We start from the raw sequence: 22,706 nt of genomic DNA on the forward strand, positions 1-22,706 counted from the left end.
ACAGCCCGCCGCTAGCCTGATGGCGCTCCAGTGGGGGCCAACTGGAGCACCAAACGTCTGACATCCGCGCAGGTCAACGGGGGCTGAGCGGCCGACTCCCAGTCGGGTCCAAGCCATGGACAAGAGCGCACCCCCACCATCTCCATCCGTGAGCGGATATTTCAGGACAAGGTTGACGAAGATCGCCGCAGTCGCGGCGGCCGTCGTGGCGGTGGCGCTGCCCGCCGCCCCCGCGGCCGCCGACGACGCCCCCGACGAGCGGCCCGACATCCCGGTCGGCACCTGGCTGGCGGCGCGTACGCAGCCCGCCGTCCAGCTGACCAGCTTCACCTACACCGGCACGGTCGCCGTCCCGACCAGCACGATCAACGAGACCGCGTTCAACGGGCTCACGCAGCAGGCCGTCGAGGCCGTGCAGGCGGGCAAGATCTCCTCGGACGAACGCAGCATCGCCAAGTGGCTCTTCCAGCGGATCGCCGCCGACGTCGACACCTACCTGACCGAGACCACCCCGGAGCGCACGGTGGACGCCGAGGTCGGCGGCCTGTGCACCGGCTGGTGGGTCACCCCCGACGGGTACATGGTCACCGGCGCCCACTGCGTCCAGGTCGGCGAGACCGAGCTGAGCCGGCTCTTCGCGCAGCAGGCACTGGCCAAGTTCAACGAGCAGGACGCCAAGGAGATCGTCGCCGGGCTGCAGGGCATCGAGGCCGACGAGGAGATCCTCAAGCTCGCCCAGCAGATCTACGTCACCTTCAACACCGGTCACATGAAGATCCGCAACCTGCAGCAGAGCCTGTCGGTGCTGCAGAGCCTGCCGGGCGGCGGCGTGGACAAGACCGCCAAGGCGACCCCGGCCGAGCTGGTCTCGGTGGGCGAGAGCTACCCCGGCAAGGACTTCGCGCTGCTCAAGGTCAACGGCCAGCAGAACCTGCCGACCGTGCCGCTCGGTGAGGACGCCGACGTGCGTACCGGCGACACGCTCTACATCAGCGGCTTCCCCGGCCTGGTCACCAACACGCCGTTCTTCAGCCTGGAGTCGAGGCTGGAGCCGGCGCTGACCGAGGGGCCGTACAACGCCAAGCGCAGCACGCAGACCGGCGTGCCCTACATCCAGACCCAGGCCCCGTCCTACCAGGGCAACTCCGGCGGCCCGGTGTTCAGCAAGGACGGCAAGGTCATCGGCATGCTGATCGCCGGCACGGTGAGCGAGGGCGGCGAGGCCTCGGAGAGCGAGAGCTTCGTGCTGCCGGTGAGCATCATCAAGGAGAAGCTCGGCGAGAAGAACGTCAAGCCCGCCCAGGCCGTCACCACGACCCGCTACAACGAGGCGCTCAACGACTACTTCCGCAACTACTTCGAGGACGCGCTGCCGAAGTTCCGCGAGGTGCAGGCGCTCTTCCCGAACCACCCGTACGTCGCCAAGTACATCAGCGACACGCAGTCGGCCATCTCGGCGGGCAAGGACGAGTCACCCCGGCCGATCCTCATGTGGGTGCTGATCGGGGCCGGGGCGCTGGTCGTGCTCGTGCTCGCCGTGGTGCTGGTGAAGCTGCTCGGGCGGCGCCGCCGCCGTGCCGCCGCGGCGCACGCCCCGTACGGCGCGGTGCCGTCGCCGCCGTGGCAGCAGCACCAGCTCCCCGCGAGTCACGCCCAGGTGTCGCCCCCGGTCCCGCCGGCCCCCGGCCCGTACGGGTACAACGGCTCCGGCTACGGTCACGGCCCGCAGCCCGCGCCCCAGCACGGGCAGGCCGGGCACCCGTACCTGGGCGACCAGACGCGCGACGTCCGCTACGGCCGGTTCACGCCGCCTCCGGACGGCCGCCCCTCCTGAACGTCCGCCTTCCTGACCGCTTCGAAGGTGGCCGCCAGCTCGGACTCCGGCACGAAATGGCCGAAGGTGTCGTTGGCGAAGAAGGACACCCCGGCCACGGACCCGGCGTGCGCGGCCAGCACCTCCCGCTGGTAGAGATAGGTACGCCGGTCGTCCAGGTAGGTCCGGTACCAGTACCAGGGGTCCACGAAGTCGAGCCCGAGCAGCGGCCGCGGCCCGCCGAGCGCGGCCTTGCTCAGCAGGTTCGGCACGATCTCGGTGCGCTCGACGAGCACGGCGAACGTGCTGACCAGGATCGCGTCGAGCGAGCGGTAGGCGGCGTCCGTCATGCCCCAGGCCGACCGCTCCACCTCGGCCCGCCAGTAGGTGTCCATCCAGTAGACGAGCCCGTCGCCCATGGCCTCGCGCAACCGCAGGAAGAACCGCTCGATGCCGGCCGAGCGCTCCGGCGTGAGCGGCGGCGCGTTGTCCGGATGCCAGAACCCGACCAGGCCGAACTGGTTGCCGAGCAGCACCCCGTCCAGTCCGAAGTCGGCCGTGAACGCGGCCGTCTGCGCGGCCACGAAGTCCCCGGCGGGCAGCCCGGCCGCGACGCCGCCGGGGAAGGCGGCGTACGGGCGGGGGTCGGCCGACAGCGGCGCCGTCACGTCGATGACGCCCGGCACGATGTGCCCGCCCGCGTCGGCGGTGCCGGCCGCCACCTCCGGGTGCCGCTGCGTCTTCCACTCGCTGCGGCAGAACTCCGGCCCCGGCTCCAGGTACTCCAGCAGGCTGACCCGCAGCCCGCGCCGCTCGGCCTCGGCGCGCACGGCCGCGTAGACGCCGGCCAGCGTCCGGTAGTCCATCGGCTGCTCCGACAGCACGAACATGGGCCCGGCCGAGTACGGGTTGAACGAGCGCTCGCCGCCGTCGCGCACCCGGGCCAGCCAGTCCTGGTTGTGCGCCCGCGTGGCGGCGGCCGGCCCGCCGGGCGCCAGCGCGAAGCAGTTGTAGCGGGCCCAGTCGAAGCGGTGGTCCCAGGCGTCGCGGCCGGCGTAGTTCAGCACGTGGTCGCCGTTGCCGGCGCAGAACACGATGGTGACGGGCCGGTCGGTCAGCCACTCGGCGTGGTGGTCGAAGAACGCCGCCACCCCCGGTCCCGGGTCGTCCAGATCGTCGAAGATCTTGGGGGTGATCCAGAGGCAGGCTTCCAGGCTCACCTGGCCTCCCCGAACGCCTTGTCCATCCGGCCGAGCAGGGTCGGCACGTCGATCGTGCCGTTGAACAGCTCCTGGACGGAGGTCAGGTGCTCCTGCTGCACCTTCGGGCCGGGCCAGCCCTGGTCCGGGTAGACGGTGGACCTGCCGTTCCGCACGGCTTCGAGCACCGGCTGCTGGAGCGCGTCGGGCTTGAAGGCCGGGCTGGACAACGCCGGGCTGCTGCCGGACTTCTCGGCGTAGCCGGCCTGGCCTTCCGGCGAGGCGAGGAACTGCATGAACTTCTTGGCCAGGGCCGGGTTCTTGGCCTTGGCGTTGACGCCGTACACGATGCCGACCGACACCGGGAGGTAGGTCTCGTCGGCGCTGCCCGTCGCGGGGAACGGGCTCATCGAGAACGTGGTGCCCTCGGGCGCGGAGTTGAGCGCCGACTGGACGGCCGACAGCACGTGGACGGCGCCCAGCGCCTTGCCCTGCCCGAGGAGCTGCATCTGCTCGTCGTAGCCGACGCCGTTGGGGCTGTCGTTGAAGCAGCCGGAGTCGCGCAGTTCCAGGTACTGCTCCATCGCCTGCTTCCACGCCGACTTGGCGAAGCTGGCCTGGCCGTCCTTCTGCTGCTGGGTGAACTGCGGGTTCGGGCCGTAGACGAGCGAGGCGGTCAGCGCGTACGGGACGAGCTGGGTGACCCACGCCGACTTGAGGCCCAGCGCGAACGCCACCACCCCCTTGGCCTTGGCGTCCTTGCAGAAGGCGAGCACCTCGGGCCAGGTCGTGGGCTTGCTCAGGCCGCTCTTGGCCAGCGCCTGGTCGTTCCACACGGCGCCGATGGCGCCGATCGTCACCGGGACGGCCACCACCTTGCCCGCCGGGTCGGAGGTGACGGCCTTGAGGTCGGCGCTCAGGCCGCCGGCCCAGCTCTCGCCCGACAGGTCCATCAGCATGCCGTCGGCGCCGAGGTCGCGCACGGCCATGGTGTTGCCGCCCCCCGGCCACATGCGGAACACGTCGGGAGCGGTGCCCGAGGCGAGCTGCGTACGCAGTTGCTGCTGGTAGGAGGCGTCGTCCTCGGTGTACGTGGTCTTGACGACGACACCCGGGTTGGCCTTCATGAACGCGTCCACGGCGGCCTGGGCGGGGCCCTGTCCGGCGGCGGCGAAGGTGAGGGTCTGCTCGCCGGGGGTGGCGGTGGTCTGGCCGCCCGAGGTCGAGCAGGCGCCTGCCGCGACGGCGAGGCAGCACACGGAGGCGAACGTTTTGATGATCTTCATGACGAACTCCAGGAGGAGGTGATCGATCAGCCTTTGAGGCCGCCGGCGAAGCCCTTGATGATGTGTTTCTGCAGCGCGAAGTAGACGACGAGGATCGGGATCACGCTGATCACGAGGCCGGCGAAGATGAGGGGCCACTGCGACACGTACTGGCTGACGAACCCGTAGATCGCCACCGGTGCCGTGGTGTTGTCGCTGCCGCCGAGATACAGCAACGGGGTGAAGAACTCGTTCCAGATGCCGACGGCGTTGAGGATGACGACCGTGCCCGTGACCGGGCGCAGCAGCGGGAAGACGACGGAGACGAACGAGCGCAGCGGCCCGCAGCCGTCGAGCAGCGCCGCCTCCTCGTAGTCGAGCGGCAGCTCACGCAGGAACATCGTGTAGAGGAAGACCGAGAACGGGATCTGCTGCCCGACGTTGATCAGGATCACCGACCAGAGGGAGCCGAGCAGGCCGAAGTCACGCATGGTGGCGTAGAGCGGGAGCAGGGCGAGCTGGCCGGGGATGAGCAGGCCGCCGATGACGAGGTAGAAGGTGAACCGCGACCAGCCCCGCGTCACCCTGGCCAGCGGGTAGGCGGCCATCGACGCGAAGCCGATGATCAGCAGGACGCTGACCGCCGTGATGAGGAAGCTGTTGGCCAGCGCCGCGCCGAGGCTGGCCTGGTTCCAGGCCTGGACGTAGTTGTCCAGCGTGGGCGGGAAGGCGAAGGCCAGCGCGCCGGTCTGGCTGTCCTGTGGCTTGAGCGAGACGTTGAGCAGGCCGACGAGCGGCACGAGGAAGACCAGGGCGAGCAGGATCAGGCTCACCTCGCGCGCCAGCGTGCGCCAGGTGTATCGCGAGTGCATCAGATGCTCTTCCTCTGCGTCAGGCGGAACTGGACGGCCGCGAGGACCGCGATGACCACGGTCATGACGACCGCCAGCGCGATCGAGAACGGGAAGTCGCCGAGCGAGAACGCGCTCTTGTAGATGGCCGTCGAGATCGTCTCCGTCGCCGTGCCGGGCCCGCCGCCGGTCATCGCCATGACCTGGTCGAACTGCTTGAGCCCGCCGATGAGGCAGAGCATCACGTTGATCACCACCGCGCCGTTGAGCAGCGGCAGCACGACGCGGCGGAACTTGCTCCACGCCCCGGCCCCGTCGATGGTGGCCGCCTCCAGCACCTCGGCCGGGATCGCCTGCAGCCCGGCCAGGTAGATGACCATGGAGTAGCCGGAGAACTGCCAGACGATCTCCAGGACGATGGCGTACAGGGCCGTGTCGGGGTCGCCGAGCCAGTCGTGCGCCAGCGCGCCCAGGCCGACGGCGCGCAGGGCGTCGTTGACGGCGCCGTTGGGCGACAGCAGGAAGCTCCACACGTACCCGGCGACCAGCGGCGTGAGCACCACGGGGGCGAAGAAGATCACGCGCAGCACGTAGCGGCTCTTGACCATGCTGTTCACGCCGAGGGCCAGGAGCAGGCCCGCGACGTTCTGCACGACCGTGGCCGCCGCCGCCAGGACGAGCGTGTTGACCAGGGCGTCGAGCGCTGTGCGGTCGGTGAAGACGGCGGTGAAGTTGTCCAGGCCGACGAAGGACCAGTCGGGGCGCAGGCCGTTCCAGTCGGTGAAGGAGAACAACGCGCCGTTGGCGCTGGGGACGACGACGATGAACAGGTAGATCGAGATCGCGGGCACGACGAACCACCAGGGCGCGCGGACCCCGACCCGCCGGCGTCCCGGAGGCGCCTGCGCGGGAGGTTGGTGCACGTCGGGCGATGTCGTCGGGACATGAGTGGCAGCCACGTGTGACTCCTCTCGGGGGTGACCATGGATGCACGTGGTCTGCTGGACGGGATCTCGCGCGATGCGGCCCTCGTCATGGAGTCCACCCGCCGTGAATCGATTCACGACGTTTCGGGCAGATTACGCGGGCGTTCGAGACGATGTCAATGAGGCAGCGGCGCTTGGCGGTACTACGTGAATCCATTCACCGATCCGCTAGGCTGAGGCCGACACCAGGCCACGAAGACACGTGTGAGGAGCCCGATGGCCTCTGGATCGGCGCCGAAGCAGTCGAGGGCCGAGGCGTCCACCCCCACGGTCGCCGACGTCGCGGCCCGCGCGGGGGTCTCGCGGGCGACGGTCTCCTACACCTTCACCCAGCCCGGCCGGGTCTCGCCCGACCTGCGGCGCCGCGTCATCGAGGCCGCCGACGAGCTCGGCTACGTCGGCAACGAGGCGGCGCGCCGGCTGCGCGTGGGGCACAGCCTGGCGCTGGGCCTGCTGGTCTCCAACATCGGCAACCCCGTCTACGCCGAGCTGGCCGCGGGCGCCGAGGCGGAGGCCGCCGCCCACGGCCGTTTCATCCTCGTGGCCAACAGCGACGAGAGCCCCGAGCGGGAGCGCGCCTACCTCGGCTTCTTCGAGTCCCAGCAGGTCAGCGGCATCCTGGCGGCACCGGTCGGCGACGTGCCGGAGGAGCTGCTCGGGCTGGGCCGCAGGGGCACGCCGTTCGTGCTGGTCGGCACGGCGACGGGGCCGCACAGCTATCCGGCGATCTCCGGCGACAACGAGCGCGGCGGCCATCTGGCGGCCACGCACCTGCTCGACCAGGGACGGCGGCGGCTGATCTTCATCGGCGGCCCGCACCCGCACGTGGACCTGCGGCTCGCCGGGGCCAAGCGGGCCGTGGACGAGTTCGGGGAGCCCGCCTCGCTGGAGATCATCCGGATTCAGGTGCAGACGGCGAAGGTCGGCGAGGCGGTCGCGCGGACGTTGCTGCGGCGCCCGGCCGGCGACTTCCCCGACGGCATCGTGGCGGGCAACGACCTGCTCGCGCTGGGGCTGCTGCACGGGCTGATCATGGGCGGGATCCGGGTGCCGGAGGATCTGTCGCTGGTCGGCTATGACGACATAGAGTTCGCCGACTTCGCGATCGTGCCGCTGACGACCATCCGGCATCCGTCGGCGGCCCTGGGGGCCAGTGCCGTGCGGATCCTGCTGGGCATCGAGTCTGAGCGGGACACTTTGGGGCGGTTCGAGCCCGAGCTGGTCGTCCGGGAGACCTCCCTGCGCGACTGAGCTGTCCCCTGTCTGTGTGCTGTTGACATGGCCGTGACGCCGCTCGTAGGCTCCGCGCATCGTCGTGAATCGATTCACGATCATGGTCGGCGCATCGGCGCAGGTCACGACGGTCTCCGCGTTCGCACCCCCAGGAGGCACCCCCATGAGCTCGAAACGGATCGCCGCGGTGGCCGTAACCGCGGCGCTGGCGCTGGGGCTGACGCCCGCCACCCCCGCGGCGGCCGCGCCGCTGCCCCCGGTCGCCGCCCTCGACCCCGCCACGATCGACCTCGCCGGCTTCACCGGCCTCGAACAGCAGATCGCGCCCTACCTGGGCAACCTGGCCCGCCTGGCCAACAGCGTCGACGACGCCGGCTTCATCACCTGCAACTGCTGGCGTACCGGCCAGGGGCCGAACGACGCCCGGGTCATGGAGAACGTCCTCACGCTCGCCTACTTCTACACCGCCGACCGCCCGTGGAACCCCTACCACCGGGATCCGGCCCTGCGCGGCCGGCTGGAGGCGGCGCTGCGGTTCATGCTCGGCACCCAGAACGCCGACGGCTCGTTCCCGCAGGGCTCGGGCGACCTGCACTCGCGGGCCGCCACGGGCTTCGCGCTGGAGCTGTACGCGATCATGCTGGACCTCCTGGAGGCCGACGGCACGCTCGATCCGGCCCTGGTCACGCGGCTGAGCGCGGCCATGCGGGCGGCGAGCGGGTGGTTCCTGGAGGACGAGGAGGTGTGGGGGCCGCGCGGCGCGCAGTTCGCCAACCAGGTCGCCGGCGGGCTGGTCGGCATCTCCCGCCTGCTCGCCCGCTTCGGCGACCTGCGCCCCCGGTTCGAGGAGCGGCTGGCCGAGCACGAGCGGGTCTCCCAGGGCGAGGCCGGCTTCTTCAGGGACGGGACGGTCGCCCACCGCTACAGCCTGGAGGTCGAGTCGGAGGACCTGGCGGGCTGGGCCGACCCCGCCACCCGGCCGGTCATCGACCGGATGCAGGCGCGGTACCTGGACTGGGCCCAGTACAACCTGCTCTACGACCAGGGGCTCGACGGCTACTTCATCAACACGGCCATCGACTCGCGGCACCGCGGCTGGAACTACGCCGACGAGCTGCCGATCGGCTCCAACAACCTCTGGGGCTCGGTGATCCCGCAGGCCCGCGCCTACGCGGCCACCCGCGAGGAGACCGACGAGCGCCGCGCCGCTTTCGCCGAGGCCGGCTGGCAGACCTCCGTCGCGCCCCTCATCGCGCCGACCTGGGCCTACCTCGACCCCTCGATCATCCGTGACGTGGCGCTGGGCGAGGAGTACCACCCGGCCGCGGCCGACCGCCTGGCCGCCGTCAGGACGCTGCGGCCCTACGCGGGCGCGCCGTACACCGAGCACCGCGCGGACGCGGTCACCGGGCAGCGGTTCGTCTTCGCCAAGCGGCCCTCCTACGTCGCCGGTCTCGGCTTCGGCAAGCACTTCGACACCCAGTACGGCTTCTGGGACAACCAGCGCTTCGGGCTCAGCTACCTCTACGACCCGAAGCTCGGCGTGGTCGTCCAAGGGCAGAACGCACCCCAGATCGGCGCCCCGCGCACCCGGCCGGTGGACGCTGAGCTGTCGTGGGGCACCGGATGGACGGCGGCGGACGGGGTGCACTTCGACTCCTACGACCAGCCCGTGCCCGCGTTCTACCGCGACGGCGCGCCCGTGGACCCGGCGGCGGCCGGTGACCTCGACGACCTGGAGATCCGGTACGCGTCGGCGGGCGGCACCAAGTCGGTGACCCTGGACGACCGGCTGCAGGTGCGGATCGACGGCGCCACCGCGCCGTTCTTCGAACGCATCCCGCTCGTGCTGGACAAGGACGACACGGTGCGGTGGATCAGCGGCGAAGGCACCCGGACCGGCGGCGCATCCGCGGCGGCCGGCGAAGGCACCACGGCCGACCGGTCCGTAGCGGTCGGCGAAGGCACCACGGCCGACCGGTCCGTGGCGGTCGGCTCGCGGGCCGAGGCCACCGACGTCTCGGGGGTCATCGTCAACCGCGACGGCCGCAGCGTGGAGATCCGCTGGTCAGGCACCGGATCGGCGGTCCTGTGGCCGTCGTCCCTCCCCGTGGCGGGCGGGCGGCGCACGCTCCAGGTGCTCGACCTCAAGGCCACGAACACGCTGGCGTACGACATCCGGATCGTCGACGACGCCTGCGTAGGCTCGGACGAGCGGGCCCAGGTCTTCATCGGCGACCGCGACACCGGCGTCCGCAACCCCGACGACGGCACCGGCTGCACGGTCGCCGACCGCCTGCGCGCCACCGAGCAGTGGGACGGTCACCACGCCTTCGTCGCCCACGTCACCAAAACCACCACCGCCCTGGCCCGCAAGGGGGTGCTGACCAGGCGCGACGCCGCCCGCCTGGTCGCCGCCGCGGCCAGGTCCGACGTGGGCAAGAACCTCGTCACCGCCTCGCTGAGCGCGGCGGAGGCGGTGGCGGGCACGCGGCTCGACGTGCGGCTCGAAGGGCGGAGCATCCGCGAGGCGACGGTGTCGGGCCCCTGCCTGACCGCCGAGGTCACCACCACCGGGCCCACGCAGGTCACCGTGCGGGAGACGACCCTCCCAGGGCCCTGCCCGCTCACCGTCCGCACGGTGCGCACCACCGGAACCGTCGAGCTGGACACCCTCCCGCTGACGATCGTGCCGGACGCCCAGGGCGTCGTCTTCCGCGACGGCTTCTCCGCGCCCTCGCAGGCGTGGACCGCCGTGGACGGCACCTGGAGCGTCACCGGCGGCGTCTACCGCCAACAGGACACGACCCGTACGGGCTGGCGCACCTACGTCAACGGCCTGACGATCGCCGACGGCACGGTGGAGACCAGCATCGACTTCCGCACGACGGCGACCTCGACCGCGTTCGGCGGCGTCCAGGTGCGCACGGCCAGGCCCGGCGACGCCTACACGCAGTCGGGCTACCTCGTCTACCTGCGCCCCAACGGCTCCGTGGACGTCTACCGGGCCGGCACGGGCGTGCTCGCGACCGGCACGGGAGCGGCGGTCACGGGCCCGACGAGGCTCCGGGTCGAGCTGCGCGGGGCCGAGCTGCGTGCCTTCGTCGGCGACGACCCCGCGCCCCGCGTCACGGTGACCGATCCGGACCCGATCACCGGCGCCGGTTCGGTGCAGCTCGTCACCGGCCGGGCGGCGGTCGACTTCGACGACGTCCGCGTCACCAGGTGAGCAGCTCGGGGGTGTGGTCCCGCAGCACGCCCAGGAAGGTTTCCGCCAGCATGCCCCGGTAGCCGCGCCGCCGCACGACCGCGACCACGGGCAGGCCGGCGTCCAGGCCGCGCACCTCGATCGCCCGCAGGCTGCCGAGGCGCAGCAGCTGGCCTCGATCGCGGAGCTACACCAGGCCTTCCGCTGAGCGGGCGCTCGCAACCCGCTTCAGCCGCTGAGCGGGCGCTCGCAGACCGCTTCAGCCGCCGAGGTCAGCGCTCGCAGGCCGCCCGCCTCGACTGGACCGCACGCACCCGCCCGACGTCCAGCTTGCTCGTGCGATCGAAGCGGTAGATGCCGTTCTCCTCCTGGAAGACGTCGGTGAGCTGGGTGTAGCAGTAGCCGAACATGTCCGGATCATCCAGCAACACCCCGGTCAGCCCGGCGAAGCGGGCGTGGAACTCCTCCTCGTCACGCACGCGCTGCCCGTACCCCCAGGACCCGACACGATCCGCGTCCTGCTCGGTGCCGGCCAGCTCGGGATTCCACCAGATCCCGCCGTACTCGCTGACGAAGTACGGCTGCCCCCGGTACGGAACGGAGAGGGGCCGCCCGTCACCGGCGGCGTTGACGAAGGGCTCATCCTTGCGCAGCCCACCCACCTGCGCCGCGAACGCCGCCGGCTCCTGCTCGTAGTTGTGCGAGTCGTAGACGTCGGCCTCCGGCACCCGGTGGCTGTAGCCGGAGGCGTCGATGACGGGCCGGGTGGGATCGGCGAGCTTCGTGGCCAGGAACATGCCGCGCGTGACGTCGTCCAGCCCGGTGACCTGGTCACCGATCACCTGCGCCGTCTCGTTGAGCGGGCACCACCCCACGATCGACGGGTGCGAGTAGTCGCGCTCCAGCACCTCCAGCCACTGCGTCACGAAGGACGCGGTGGGCCGCTGCTCCCGCCCGTCGAACGCCCCCCAGTCGCCGAACTCGCCCCACACCAGGTACCCGAGCCGGTCGGCGTGGTACAGGAACCGCTCCTCGAACACCTTCTGGTGCAGGCGCGCACCGTTGAACCCGGCGGCCAGCGCCAGCTCGATGTCGCGCCGCAGGGCGGCGTCGGAAGGCGCGGTCATCAGCCCGTCGGGGTAGTAGCCCTGGTCGAGCACCAGCCGCTGGAAGACGGGACGCCCGTTGATCAGCACGCGCTTGCCGTCGACGGCGACGGAGCGCAGCCCGGCGTAGCTGTCCACCGCGTCCATGACGGCGCCGCCGGCGTCGAGCAGCTCGATCCTGAGGTCGTACAGGAAGCCGTCGCCCGGCTCCCACAGGCGTACCCGCTCCTCGGGCAGCCGCAGGCGCAAGGAGGGAGCGAGGTCCAGGTAGGCGCGGGCGGTGGCGGTGGCGACGGCGCCGTCCGCGTCGGAGACCGTCACGCGGACCGAGGTGCCGGGACGGTTGCCGGACAGCGGGGTGACGACGGTGAAGGCCGAGGCCGCGACGTCCGGGGTGCTGCGCGGGCGGCGCAGGTGCACCTCGGGGACGGGCTCCAGCCACACCGTCTGCCAGATCCCGGTGGTGCGGGTGTAGAGGCACTCGTAGTTGCCGTACCGGGTGGACTGCTTGCCGCGTGCCTGGGGGCCGTGGCGGGGGTCGCGCGCGCGTACGACGATCACGGCGTCCTCACCGGGCGACACCACACCGGACAGGTCTGCCGTGAACGGCGTGAAACCCCCGCGGTGACGGGCCACCTCCACCCCGTTCACCCACACCGTGGCGTCGTGGTCCACGGCGCCGAAGTGCAGCAGCGTCCGGCGGCCCGCCCACCCGGCCGGGATCGTCACCGTGCGGCGGTACCAGACCGCCTCCATGAAGTCGGTGTGCCCGACCCCTGACAGCTCGGACTCCGGCGCGAACGGCACGGTGATCGTCGCGGCCGGTTCCCGGTCGAGCAGGCCGCGCTCCAGGCCGGAGTCGGCGGCGTCGATCTCGAACCGCCACGGGCCGTTGAGGTTCAGCCAGTCGGCGCGGGCGAACTGCGGGCGGGGATGTTCCGGCCGGGGCAGGGCGGAGGGCGCGGGGGTCGGTGCCACGGCCCTCATCGTAATGTCGGCCCTTTTCACCGCGCCATGTCACACGTACAGCAGGATGATGATCGCCACGCCGAGCGTGAAGTCCAGGACGGCGCAGAACTCGGCCAGCGACCGCGCCACGACCTTGCCGGCCCGCCAGACGATCACGTCCTGCGCGGCGTGGCCGATGAGGGCCACCGCGACCAGCCACGCGCCGAGTACCGGGTCCAGGCTCAGCGCGAGGAGCGCCGCCGCCCCGAAGACCAGCATCAGCGGGATCTGCATCGCGGCCAGCCTGGGCCGCCGCGGCAGGTCGCTCACCAGGCTGAGCACCGTGACGGACACGGCACCGCCGACCAGCACCGGCCACAGGTCCGCGCCCAGCACCCGCGTCACCGTCACCCCCACCACGGCGGCCCCGAACAGGATCCACACGACTCCCGGCCGGCCGACCACCGCCGTGGCGAGGTAGATGAGGGCGGCCAGGAAGACGACGAGGCCCTGGCTGCGGCCGTCCTGGTCGTCCAGGACGGCCAGCGCCATCGCCACGAGACCGGCGAAGGTGGGCCAGCGGTGGGCGAGGAAGGCCAGGGCCCGGACGGCGACCGGGCCGGTCGAAGGGGAGGAAACATCTGTCATGCCCCCGACTCTCACGGATCGGCCCGCCGCGGACCCCGATCCCCCGTGCGAGCTGTCCGGAATCCTGGGCATCCGGTCCGTTCGGACGGCGACTCACCCAGGAACCGCGGCCAGGCCCGCCGGCTGCATGCGGCCCTGCTCGCGCAGCCGCGCCACCCGGGCCAGGTTCCGCTCGGACCAGGCGCTGCGCGGCCGGCGCGGGGTGTAGCGCTGAAGGTAGGTGGTGGCGTCGCGGCGACGGGTCAGGCCGTCGATCCAGCCGTAGCAGAGCGCCTCCTCCAGCGCCTGCTCGTACGTCAGGCTCGTCGGCTCCGTGGTGCCCTTCTTGGCCAGCACCACCCACGCCTCGGTCGCGGTGCCGTGGTGCTCGGCGAGCCAGTCTCGCCACGCGGCGGCGTCGGGGAAGAGGATCATGACGTGCCCTTGAGCGAGGCGAGGATCTCCAGGTAGTGGGGGTTGTACATGAGGCCGAGGACGTTCCCCCACGGGTCGATGACGGAGGCGGTGATGAACCCGGTGCCCCGGTCGTGGGGCGAGTCGTGCTCCTTGGCGCCCAGCTCCACGAGCCGCGCGAGCGCCGCCGGGACGTCGTCCACGTGCCAGTAGACGATCGCGCCGGCGGGCCGGCCGATGGTGGCCGGGTCGGGGGTCATGGCCAGCGGGCTGCCGGCGTACCGGCTGTGGATGACGCCGAACTCGTGCTGGTAGTCGCCGATGCGCCACTCCATGTACGCCGGGGTGTCCATGTACGGCGGGATGCCGAACAGCTCGGTGTACCAGCGCTTGGTGGCCTCGAAGTCGGGTGAGTAGAAGGCGGTGGTGGTGAGTCCTCGAAGCATGTCCGGCTCCTGTTCGCGGGGTTGTGCCCTCATCATGACCCCCGAAAGTGCTCACCGAATGAGCACTTTTTCTGAGCAGTTTCAGCCGCGCCGGCGGCGTGCCTCCCACACGCCCGCCGCGACGCCCGCGATCAGCCCGACGAACGCGATGACGGCGATCTCGACGGTGCCCATGGCGCCCAGCGGGGCCAGCAGGCTGCCGATCACGATGAACGTGAGCAGGGCGGCGATGGCGCCCACGATGACCGGCATGTGCGGACCTCCAGACCCTGAGAGGGAACAGATTCCCGCTCAGGCCCAGAGGAACACCACGACGATCAGGGCGAGGGCCAGGGCCACGAAACCCGGCGTCCTGGGCTGCCGGGCGGCCTCCCTGCGCGAGGTGTCGATCAGCGTGAGGATCAGGGCCAGCGCGGTGAGCAGGTGCAGGCCGTACCAGAAGACGACGGGGAGGCCGCCCAGGACGGTGCCGTGCAGCAGGTCGTCCACGGAGCCGTAGCCGCCCAGGACACTGACCAGGATCAACGCCAGGCCACCCCACGCGGGCGCGTACCGGAAGTGCCCGAGCATGGCCCAGACGACCGCGCCGAGCAGCAGCAGGAGAGAGGAGGTGTGGTGCAGCTGCCGCACGAGCAGGCCGCCGTGCACGTCGAAGCTGATCTCCAGGCTGGACAGGTAGGCGGCGCTCATCGGCACGCCGTGCAGCGGCGCGTAGCTGCCGTCGTACACCACCTGCCGGTCGTCCGGCGTGTAGTGGAAGGCCAGGAAGGCTCCGGTGGCCAGGACGATCACGAAGCAGTAGATGAGCATCTCACCTACGAGCTGGCGGGCCCGCTCCATGCGCTCAGTGAAGGGTGGCCGTGAAGGTGCGGCCGTAGGCCTGGTGGGTCGTGGCCTGGATCAAGGTCCCGCCCGGGACGCGGCGCACCGTCACCCCCTCATCGGCCGAGTCGAGCCGCAGCCGCGCGCCGCGCACCACGACGGACACGCGCTCGCGTGCCATCGTGGGGTCGGACAGCGCGACCACCGTACGGCCGCCGGACTTCCTGACGATGACGGAGGCGGGTCCGTCCACGAGCAGGCGCTCCACCTGGCGCGGCGGCCCGTCACTGAACACGTTGCAGGCCACGATGCCGAGGTCACGGTGCTTGACGGCCTGCACGTGGCGGTCGTTGGCCAGGACGGTGAGCGGGCCGTCCTGGTAGGCGCGCAGGGCGGCCTCGGTGGCGTTCGGGACCAGGGCGTAGGCGAAGGCGGTGGCGGCACCGGCGACGGTGGCGGTGAACACGTTCTTGGTGACACTGGTGTCGGGGTTGGCCGTGCGCACGACCCTGCGGCTGCGGGTGACGGGCTCCAACCCCGCCGTCACGGGCTGCCTGGTGAGGAAGGCGTAGCCGACGGCGGTGCGGCGGGTGCCGTTGGCGTACCGCAGCCAGCGCGGCTGCGCGGCGGCGCCCGGCTGCCACGGCTGCCCGTCCCAGCGCTCGCCCGTGAGCGCGACCTCGTCGGTGGGCGCGGCGATGCGGCTGTCCACGGTGGTCACCACGTCGCGCCCGCCCTGCCCTGAGACGCCGGCGGCCAGCACCACGATCTCGTCGTCGAACATGAACCACGACTTGGTGGCGCGCGCGTTGCGGTAGGCGACGAAGTCGTCGGGCAGCAGGCCCGCCTGCTTGGCGGTGTAGGCGGCGTCGTCGGTCTGGACCATGCCGGCCGCGCCGTACGCGCCGAGCGTCGCGCCGCCGGAGAAGGCGTTGCCGGCGCGCGGGAAGTACACGTAGGTGTTCTGGGACTCCGAGGAGGAGGTGAAGTTGAGCGGGTGCCCCGGGTTCTCGTACCAGAAGCGGCCGTACAGCTCGGGCACCGTGCGCCGCTCCTCCACCGGCGCGGTGACCCCGGCCAGCCGGTACGGCGAGACGGCCGTGTAGTAGTCGACGCCGAACACCTCACGCTGGTCCTCGCCCGCGAGGTACAGGTAGTACGCCCCGTCACCCTGGAACCAGGGCATCAGGTTCTCGCCGTTCATGTACTCGTACTTGCTGATCCGCTCCGAGCTGCGCGCCAGCGCGAAGGCGTACCCCGGGCGGCGGTGCACGGTGCGGTCCATGGCGTTGAACGCGACGCAGCGCTGGGGTGGGTTCAGGTCGGCGGCGGGGACGGTGGCGTCGGCGCGGATGGCGGTGTAGCGGGCGATGCTCACCGGCGAGACGAACGCGGTCGTGTCCGCCGCCGGCAGGAACTTCAGGTACCGGCGCAGCGGCAGCGCGTCCTCGACGTGGTCGGCCAGGTCGGCGATGGCCTCGATGACGACGCCTATGTCGGCGTACCCGCTGCTGGTGCGCGAGGCCGCCCGTCCCTTGACGATCTCCATCAGCCAGCCCTCGAAGATCAGCGGCGCGAACCCGTCGGTGATCCACCGGTACACGACGCCGGGCAGGTCCTGGGCGCCGCCCGCCACCGCCCCTTCGAGCATCTTGAGCGTCTGGACGACGCGCGTCAGCAGGATGCGGCCGTACGAGCCGGTGTAGGCGACCGAGTGGTGCTGGATGAAGGAGCCGTCGCGGTAGTAGCCGTCGGTGACGCCGTGCTGGAGCCGGTACGGGTCGATGGTGGCGAAGACGGTGGCCTGGTCGGCGACGGCCTTGGTGACGCGGGCGTCGTCGGCGGTGAGCGCGCCCTGGAGGATGCGGTTGGCGGTGATGTCGGCCAGGTTCGCCCCGGTGTGGAAGCGGGAGTCGAGGTCGACGTCGCCGTTCTTGCCGTTGCGCAGGTAGGCGTCCATCGTGGGCAGGTAGGTGGCGGTCAGGTCGCCGCGTAATCCCTCGGGCAGCAGGACCAGCGTCCTGCTCACGTGGGTGGGGATGCCGATCTCCCAGTTGTGCCAGTTGCCGTAGTAGCCGGCCGACTGGTCGCCGAAGTACCGCTCGTGCAGCCACCGCAGGCCGCCGGCGACGCGCTGCTGCACGGCGGCGTCGTCCACCAGCGCGCTGCCGGGCGCGCGGGTGGCGAGCGCGATCTCGTAGAGGTACTGGTAGGCCAGGCGGAGGTTGGCGTCGTCGGTGCCGAGCGCCAGGCCGGCGAAGAGCTGGCCGTCGCCCGCCCGGTCCATGGCCGTCAGCCGCGTCCTGGCGGTGGCCAGGATCGCGGCGAGCTTGCCCGCCACCTCGGGGCGGGCGTTGACCTCGGGCGTACCGGCGAAGATGGCGAGGGTGTTGGCGAGCAGCCGCCCGTGGTCGACCGTCGCGGCGCGCCCCGGGGAGGCGGCGGCGAGCAGGCCGGCGGCGGGCAGCAGCGAGAGAACCTGGCGGCGGGACATGTGCGGCACGGCGGGCTCCAGGCCGTTGGGGATGTGCCGGACCACCGTACATGATCCTTACGCGGATGTGGCCCGCGTCACGCCTCCTATTTCGACAGGTAGAGGGTCTTCCAGGTGCCCGCGTACAGGCAGTTGAGCGACGGCTTGGCGGCCTTGCGCTCCGCGCACACCTTGAGCTCGACCTGGTAGACGTCGCTGAAGGTGAAGGAGAAGCGCTTCGGGGTCCGGTAGGAGCAGTCGCGGGCCCAGTGCTCGCGGTGCGGCAGCTCGTTCCCCGACCGGTAGGTGACGCGGAAGACGGCCCAGCCGCAGGCCGCGCCGCGGGTGTCGTCCTGCACCTTGCCGGAGACGCGCACGGAGTCGGCGGTCGGCAGGTCGGCGTGGTCCTCGCCCCTGACGGTCAGGGTGCCCGCGGCCCTGGCCGCGTGGCCGGGTGCGTGGTAGGGGCCCCACGAGGCGCTCGCGGCGTGGGCCGTCTGGGCGGTGAGGGCGAGGGTGGCGGTGGCCGCCAGGGTCAGGCCTGCAAGGGTACGGATGATCGCCATGGGGGGCCGTCCTCTCAGAGGGGAGATGGCCCACACTGTGCGGTCGATCGATTTCAGGTGACTTGCCGCGGGATGTGCGCTGCTTGCAATCTTCTTGCCGCCGGCCTGATCTCCCCGGATCGCCGCGCATAGGCTGAAGAGGTCCGGAGGATCGACGAGAGGTGCGGCACATGGCCGACACGACCCCCGACCACCCCTCCCGGCCGCCCCGGCAGTTCCGCTCCAGCCGTGGCCGCCGCATCGGCGACGCGATCATCAGCGTGTTCATCCGGGCCGGTCTGGTGCCGGGCTCCTATCTGCTGACCACCCGGGGGCGTAAGAGCGGGCGCCCGCGTACCAATCCGGTGACCGTGGTGGAGCATGACGGCAAGCGGTGGCTGGTCGCGCCGTACGGGGTCGTCTCGTGGGTGCACAACGTCCGCGCGGACGGGCGGGTGAGCCTGCGCCGCCGGTTCCGGAGCCGCGCCTACACCGTACGGGAGGCCACGGCGCGGGAGGCGGGGCCCGTGCTCAAGCGGTACGTCGCCGTCGCGACCCCGACGCGCCCGTACTTCACGGCCACCAAGGACTCCCCCGTGGCGGACTTCGTCGCCGAGGCCGGCCACCACCCGGTCTTCGAGCTCATCCCCGCCAGCTGAACTCTTACGGCTCCTGTCCGGCCACGACGGCGAGCAGCACGTCGGCGTGGCACTCCTGGTCGGGCCTGCACCAGCAGGCGAGATCCCGGCCCGCCAGCTCCCGGCGGGCCCGCTCGACGAGCTCCGGATGCTCGCGCAGGTGCGCGCGGTACAGCTCGATCACCTCGGGCCGCTCGTGCACCCGCCCGCCGCAGGCCCGGCAGCCCTTGCCGCCGACGCTGTGCGGGCTGTTGTACGGGCTGGCCTTCAGCCCCGGCGCCGCCCTGCCGACGTACACCGCCCCGTCGGGCACGTGCCCGTGGTACCTGTCGCCCTCGACCTTGACCCGCTGTGCCACCGTAGCCTCCTCAGGGGCCTCCTCAGGCGACGGCTCCCAGCCGCCGTACCGCCTGATAGTACGAGCGGGCCAGCCGGTCGCAAGCGGTCCTGCGGATCTCGGCGTACGTGGCGCACACCCGCCCCATGTCGAACAGGAACGCCTCGTCGATGCGCGCCCGGTGGGCCGGGAACCTGCTCACCGCCTTGTAGTTGCGGTACCCGAAGTCGTGCCGCGTGCAGGCCAGGCGGAAGTCGTAGCCGAGCGGCTTGTCAGGGCTGCCCGAGCACAGGTCGGTGGTCCAGTCGAAGGCGTAGGGGGCCCAGGACGACCGGTGCTCCCAGGCGTCGCGCCAGGCGGCGGCGCTGCGTGCGGTGGGCTGGGTGAGCGCCGACAGCGCGGTGAGTTTCTGCTGCAGCGTCACGGTGGGGGCCGGCAGCGAGGTGATCAGAACGAGGGCGGCGAGCGATGATCCAACAACCATGAGAGCCTGCTTCGTCGTGCCAGGAAGTCGTCATGGCCAGCTTCGCGTGACCGCCCCTTCGTTCAGGTGGAACGCCGGGCAGTGCCGGTTCAAGCTTTAGTAGATGCGGTACTTCTTGCCGCAGTTGTCGAACTTGCCGGCCCAGCAGGTGAAGGTGTAGACCTTCTTGATCCCCTTGCCGCTCCAGGCGCCGACGACCTTGCCGTCCCAGGACTTGTTGAACTTGTGCCAGGAGCCGTTCTGGTAGTACTCGAACCACACCCAGCCCTTCTTGCCGCCGACCTTGTCCACGCCGTACCACTTCGTGAACACCTTGCCGCCCGAGGCCCAGGTCTTGCCGTAGGTGTAGGCCTTGCGGTCGCTGGAGAAGAACTTGCCCCACTTGACGACCGTGACGGTGCTCGCCGTCGTGGTGGTGGTCTGCGTGGCGGCCTGGGCGGCGGCCGGGCCAAGCGCCAGACCGGTGACGGCCATCGAACCGGCCAGAGCGGCGATCGTGAGGGTCTTACGCATGATCGGGTCCTCTTTCGTTTCTGTGTCCGTGTTGCCGGGCTTGTCCCGACACCAGGGACATTACGGAGGCCGCGAGCGATCAACTGTGGAGGAATCCACACACCAGCCGTGATCAGTGCCACACCGGCTCACGTCATCCGCGAGACCACCTCACGCGTACGCCCGCAGGCGCATCCTGATGTCGTCCTCCGCCCACAACACGAACCGCTCCACCGGCACCACCGGATGACCCTCGACCGGCTCGAACCGGAACCTCTTGAGCAGCACCGCCAGCACCAGCTCCGCCTCCACCATGGCCAGGCTCGCCCCCTCGCAACTCCGTGGCCCCAGCCCGAAGGGAACGTAGGCGTACCGGGGCCGGCGGGCCGTGGCCTCCGGGGTGAAGCGCTCGGGGCGGAACGCGTGCGGGTCCGGCCAGTGCTCCGGGTTCAGGTGGACGGCCCAGAACGGGTAGAAGATCGTGGTGCCCGCCGGGATGTGGTGGCCGGCGAGGGTGAGGTCCTCGGTGGTCTCGCGGGCGCCGTACGGGCCGGGCGGGTAGAGGCGCATCGACTCCTTGAGCGCCATCTCCAGGTACGGCAGGCGCTTCAGGTCGGCGTACGACGGGGCGGCGCGGTCACCGAGGACGTCGTGCAACTCGGCGGCCACCCGGGCGGCGGCCTCCGGGTGGCGGGCCAGGAGGTGGAGGGTCCAGGAGACGGCCACGCCGGTGGTGTGGTGGGCGGCCAGCATGATCATGAGGACGGTGTCGCGGATGCGCGCCGCCGACAGGTCGGCCTTGACCAGGGCGGCGACCAGGTCGCTGCCGCCGGCGGCCAGAACGCCGTCCACGACCTCGCGCAGGTGTGCCAGCGCCTGCTCGGCCCGCGCCAGGTCGTCGTCGCTCTCGCTCCGGCGGCCCAGGTAGACGGTCAGCACGGTCTCGAACGCGCTTACCACCCGGGCCGGGTCGTCGAGGTCGCCGCCGAGGGCGTACTGGCAGATCATGCGCAGCGAGAGCGCGCTCAGGTCCTGCTGCAGCGCCACCTCCCCCTGGCCCGCCCAGCGGTCGGCGAGGTCCGTGGCCAGGGCGGTGAAGGCGGGGAAGTGCGTCTCGTGGGAGCGGCGGCCGGCCAGCACCGAGAGCAGGGCGCGGCGGAAGGGCGTGTGCTCGTCGGCGGGCAGGGTCTGCAGGTTGCCCGCCTCGCACAGCGGCGCCAGGAACTCGAAGAGCTTGTCCGGCCGGCTGTTGACCGCGGCCGTGGCCTCCAGCAGCACGGCGTCGGCCACCGAGACGGCCGACGGGGCGCCGGGGAGCTGGAAGCGCACCAGCGGGCCGTAGCGTTCGTGCAGGTCGAGCTGGTAGGCGTGCAGGCCGCCCGCGGCCGTGATGGCGCTCAGCCCGCTGTCTGACTGGGTGGGAGGTCCGGGGATATCGCGCACGTCGCCACGGTCTCCTGATCGGGTTCGCTTGGCAAGCCTCCCCGCGGGTCTGCGAAGATCACCTGATGGTGCGATCAGGCGTGACGCTGGTGATCGTGCTGCTGGTGCTCAGCGGGACGCCGGTGCCGGTCGGGGTGCCCCGGACGTTCGAGGACGAGGCGGCGCAGGCCGTATGGGCGTGGCGGACCAGCGGGGCGGCGGAGCGGTGGCGTGACGGGTTCCTGCCGGTGGGCGAGCTGAGCGCGATGCCGCCGGATGCCGGACGCGTGCCACGACAGGCGCTAGCCGAGACGCTCGCGCATGGGGCTGAGAGCGTCCGCCATGGACCGCCCCGCTCCGGCACCGCCACCATATGACCATGCTGGTACTCGCGCTGATCACCCTCCTGCTGCACGGCGCCCTCACGGGCCTGTTCTACGCCTTCTCCATGTCCGTCATGCCGGGCCTGAACGCCATCGACCCCGCCCAGGCCGAGGCGGCGATGCGGAGCATCAACAGGAAGATCCTCAACCCGTGGCTCCACCTGGTCTTCCTCGGCTCGCCAGTGGCCGCCCTGGTGGCGGGGTTCCTCGCGGACGGCATGGCCGCCACCTGGTTCTTCGCCGCCGCCGGGGTGAACTTCGTCGGCTCCTTCCTGGTCACCATGCTGATCAACGTGCCGATGAACAACGCGCTGGACGCCGCGACCATGTCGTTCAAGGACTACTCGCCCCGGTGGACCGCCTTCAACACGCTGCGCACCGTGGCCTGCGCGGCGAGCGTCGTGCTGGTCGGGCTCGGGCTGACCGAGCTGTGATCAGTGCCCGTAGCGGGTGCGCAGCAGGCCGCGGCACAGGCCGGCGTTGCCCTCGATGCCGCGCCTCCGCCGTCCGCACGCCGTCCGCACGCCGTCCGCACGCCGTCCGCACTCCGGGCGCCGCCCGTACGGCGTCCAGGGCGTCCGCGACCATGAGGTAGGCGAAGTCCGGCGCGCAGAAGTAGGTCGGCAGCCGTGCCGGCCGTCGGCGGGCACCGTGTGCGTGGCACCGAGCCCTTCGGCGAGCTTGAGCGCCTCCGCCGACCGGTCCACGACGATGATCTCGGCGGGTGTCATCGCGGCCAGGCACTGCACGCCGATGTGGCCGAGCCCGCCGGCGCCGATCACCGCGACGCTCGTGCCCGGATGGAGCAGCGGCTGCGCCTTGCGTACCGCGTGGTAGGCGGTCAGCCCCGCGTCGGCGAGCGCCGCGACCTCCGCCGGGTGCAGTGACTGGCTCAGCTTGACCACCGAACGGGCGGAGGTGAGCAGCAGCTCGGCCATGCTGCCGTCGCAGTCGATGCCGGGGAAGCGCGCGTTCGCGGGGGCGGTCAACGGCCGAGATTTCAGAACGCGGGAA

At 71.4% G+C, this 22,706-nt stretch carries 24 protein-coding genes; 6 read left to right on the plus strand and 18 right to left on the minus strand.

What is annotated here, in order from left to right:
* The first annotated feature begins 172 nt into the window (after positions 1-172).
* Complete coding sequence (locus tag LCN96_RS51695) at positions 173-1,834, plus strand: S1 family peptidase (RefSeq protein WP_225269724.1); 1,662 nt, start codon at positions 173-175, stop codon at positions 1,832-1,834.
* Here the strand turns inward: LCN96_RS51695 and LCN96_RS51700 are convergent.
* From LCN96_RS51700 to LCN96_RS51715, 4 genes are read right to left on the minus strand one after another with little or no spacing between them, the layout of a single operon-like run.
* The gene (locus LCN96_RS51700) at positions 1,792-3,033 is read right to left on the minus strand and encodes a hypothetical protein (protein ID WP_225269725.1); all 1,242 of its coding nucleotides are present in this window, start codon (positions 3,031-3,033) and stop codon (positions 1,792-1,794) included. The genes LCN96_RS51695 and LCN96_RS51700 overlap by 43 nt on opposite strands.
* Positions 3,030-4,298 carry an ABC transporter substrate-binding protein gene (locus tag LCN96_RS51705; protein WP_225269726.1) on the minus strand — a complete coding sequence of 423 codons (1,269 nt, stop codon included), beginning with the start codon at positions 4,296-4,298 and terminating at the stop codon, positions 3,030-3,032. The genes LCN96_RS51700 and LCN96_RS51705 overlap by 4 nt, the downstream gene beginning before the upstream one ends.
* Positions 4,299-4,324: 26 nt before the next feature.
* The gene (locus LCN96_RS51710; protein ID WP_225269727.1) at positions 4,325-5,149 is read right to left on the minus strand and encodes a carbohydrate ABC transporter permease; all 825 of its coding nucleotides are present in this window, start codon (positions 5,147-5,149) and stop codon (positions 4,325-4,327) included.
* Positions 5,149-6,087, minus strand: a complete 939-nt coding sequence (locus tag LCN96_RS51715; protein ID WP_225269728.1) for a carbohydrate ABC transporter permease — start codon at positions 6,085-6,087, stop codon at positions 5,149-5,151. Before LCN96_RS51715 ends, LCN96_RS51710 begins: the two co-directional genes overlap by 1 nt.
* A 243-nt stretch (positions 6,088-6,330) precedes the next feature.
* On the opposite strand from LCN96_RS51715, the gene LCN96_RS51720 reads away from it, so the two are divergent.
* Together LCN96_RS51720 and LCN96_RS51725 are read left to right on the plus strand one after the other, a co-directional pair.
* Positions 6,331-7,365: a LacI family DNA-binding transcriptional regulator gene (locus LCN96_RS51720; RefSeq protein WP_225269729.1), complete on the plus strand. Its 1,035-nt coding sequence runs from the start codon at positions 6,331-6,333 to the stop codon at positions 7,363-7,365.
* A 145-nt stretch (positions 7,366-7,510) separates the two neighbouring features.
* On the plus strand, positions 7,511-10,576 hold the full coding sequence (locus LCN96_RS51725; protein WP_225269730.1) for a hypothetical protein: 3,066 nt from the start codon (positions 7,511-7,513) through the stop codon (positions 10,574-10,576).
* On the opposite strand, the gene LCN96_RS57025 is transcribed toward LCN96_RS51725, so the two are convergent.
* The 9 genes from LCN96_RS57025 to LCN96_RS51765 form a co-directional block, all read right to left on the minus strand.
* Positions 10,566-10,691 carry a hypothetical protein gene (locus LCN96_RS57025; protein WP_263657414.1) on the minus strand — a complete coding sequence of 42 codons (126 nt, stop codon included), beginning with the start codon at positions 10,689-10,691 and terminating at the stop codon, positions 10,566-10,568. The two genes, LCN96_RS51725 and LCN96_RS57025, sit on opposite strands and share 11 nt — an antisense overlap.
* A 136-nt stretch (positions 10,692-10,827) precedes the next feature.
* Positions 10,828-12,639 (minus strand): glycoside hydrolase family 2 protein, encoded by a 1,812-nt coding sequence (locus tag LCN96_RS51730; protein WP_225269731.1) that lies wholly within the window; start codon positions 12,637-12,639, stop codon positions 10,828-10,830.
* 39 nt (positions 12,640-12,678) lie between these two features.
* Positions 12,679-13,257 (minus strand): hypothetical protein, encoded by a 579-nt coding sequence (locus LCN96_RS51735; protein ID WP_225269732.1) that lies wholly within the window; start codon positions 13,255-13,257, stop codon positions 12,679-12,681.
* Between the two features lie 93 nt (positions 13,258-13,350).
* Positions 13,351-13,671, minus strand: coding sequence for a YdeI/OmpD-associated family protein (locus tag LCN96_RS51740; RefSeq protein ID WP_225269733.1), 321 nt, complete (start codon positions 13,669-13,671; stop codon positions 13,351-13,353).
* Positions 13,668-14,096, minus strand: a complete 429-nt coding sequence (locus LCN96_RS51745; protein ID WP_225269734.1) for a VOC family protein — start codon at positions 14,094-14,096, stop codon at positions 13,668-13,670. The genes LCN96_RS51740 and LCN96_RS51745 overlap by 4 nt, the downstream gene beginning before the upstream one ends.
* An 81-nt stretch (positions 14,097-14,177) precedes the next feature.
* On the minus strand, positions 14,178-14,348 hold the full coding sequence (locus tag LCN96_RS51750; protein ID WP_225269735.1) for a hypothetical protein: 171 nt from the start codon (positions 14,346-14,348) through the stop codon (positions 14,178-14,180).
* A gap of 39 nt (positions 14,349-14,387) precedes the next feature.
* Positions 14,388-14,936, minus strand: coding sequence for a hypothetical protein (locus tag LCN96_RS51755; protein ID WP_225269736.1), 549 nt, complete (start codon positions 14,934-14,936; stop codon positions 14,388-14,390).
* A 4-nt stretch (positions 14,937-14,940) separates the two neighbouring features.
* Positions 14,941-17,457 carry a polysaccharide lyase family 8 super-sandwich domain-containing protein gene (locus LCN96_RS51760; protein WP_225269737.1) on the minus strand — a complete coding sequence of 839 codons (2,517 nt, stop codon included), beginning with the start codon at positions 17,455-17,457 and terminating at the stop codon, positions 14,941-14,943.
* Positions 17,458-17,498: 41 nt separating this feature from the next.
* Positions 17,499-17,957 carry a hypothetical protein gene (locus LCN96_RS51765; protein ID WP_225269738.1) on the minus strand — a complete coding sequence of 153 codons (459 nt, stop codon included), beginning with the start codon at positions 17,955-17,957 and terminating at the stop codon, positions 17,499-17,501.
* A 170-nt stretch (positions 17,958-18,127) separates the two neighbouring features.
* Here LCN96_RS51765 and LCN96_RS51770 point away from each other — a divergent pair, with 170 nt between their 5' ends.
* On the plus strand, positions 18,128-18,595 hold the full coding sequence (locus tag LCN96_RS51770) for a nitroreductase family deazaflavin-dependent oxidoreductase (protein ID WP_225269739.1): 468 nt from the start codon (positions 18,128-18,130) through the stop codon (positions 18,593-18,595).
* Between the two features lie 4 nt (positions 18,596-18,599).
* Here LCN96_RS51770 and LCN96_RS51775 read toward each other — a convergent pair whose 3' ends face one another.
* The 4 genes from LCN96_RS51775 to LCN96_RS51790 form a co-directional block, all read right to left on the minus strand.
* Positions 18,600-18,932 carry a DUF4326 domain-containing protein gene (locus LCN96_RS51775; protein ID WP_225269740.1) on the minus strand — a complete coding sequence of 111 codons (333 nt, stop codon included), beginning with the start codon at positions 18,930-18,932 and terminating at the stop codon, positions 18,600-18,602.
* Positions 18,933-18,954: 22 nt separating this feature from the next.
* The gene (locus tag LCN96_RS51780) at positions 18,955-19,395 is read right to left on the minus strand and encodes a phospholipase (RefSeq protein WP_225269741.1); all 441 of its coding nucleotides are present in this window, start codon (positions 19,393-19,395) and stop codon (positions 18,955-18,957) included.
* Positions 19,396-19,491: 96 nt separating this feature from the next.
* Positions 19,492-19,908 carry a hypothetical protein gene (locus LCN96_RS51785; protein WP_225269742.1) on the minus strand — a complete coding sequence of 139 codons (417 nt, stop codon included), beginning with the start codon at positions 19,906-19,908 and terminating at the stop codon, positions 19,492-19,494.
* A 150-nt stretch (positions 19,909-20,058) separates the two neighbouring features.
* Positions 20,059-21,330, minus strand: a complete 1,272-nt coding sequence (locus LCN96_RS51790; RefSeq protein WP_225269743.1) for a cytochrome P450 — start codon at positions 21,328-21,330, stop codon at positions 20,059-20,061.
* Positions 21,331-21,395: 65 nt separating this feature from the next.
* Here LCN96_RS51790 and LCN96_RS51795 point away from each other — a divergent pair, with 65 nt between their 5' ends.
* A complete protein-coding gene (locus tag LCN96_RS51795; RefSeq protein WP_225269744.1) occupies positions 21,396-21,686 on the plus strand; it encodes a hypothetical protein in 291 nt (96 codons plus the stop codon).
* Positions 21,687-21,688: 2 nt separating this feature from the next.
* A complete protein-coding gene (locus tag LCN96_RS51800) occupies positions 21,689-22,126 on the plus strand; it encodes an anthrone oxygenase family protein (RefSeq protein ID WP_225269745.1) in 438 nt (145 codons plus the stop codon).
* On the opposite strand, the gene LCN96_RS51805 is transcribed toward LCN96_RS51800, so the two are convergent.
* Entirely contained in the window at positions 22,127-22,681 is a 555-nt protein-coding gene (locus LCN96_RS51805; RefSeq protein ID WP_225269746.1) for an MDR/zinc-dependent alcohol dehydrogenase-like family protein, read from the minus strand.
* Positions 22,682-22,706: the final 25 nt, after the last annotated feature.

Source organism: Nonomuraea gerenzanensis, from assembly GCF_020215645.1.
In the GTDB taxonomy this organism is placed as follows: Bacteria; Actinomycetota; Actinomycetes; order Streptosporangiales; family Streptosporangiaceae; genus Nonomuraea; species Nonomuraea gerenzanensis.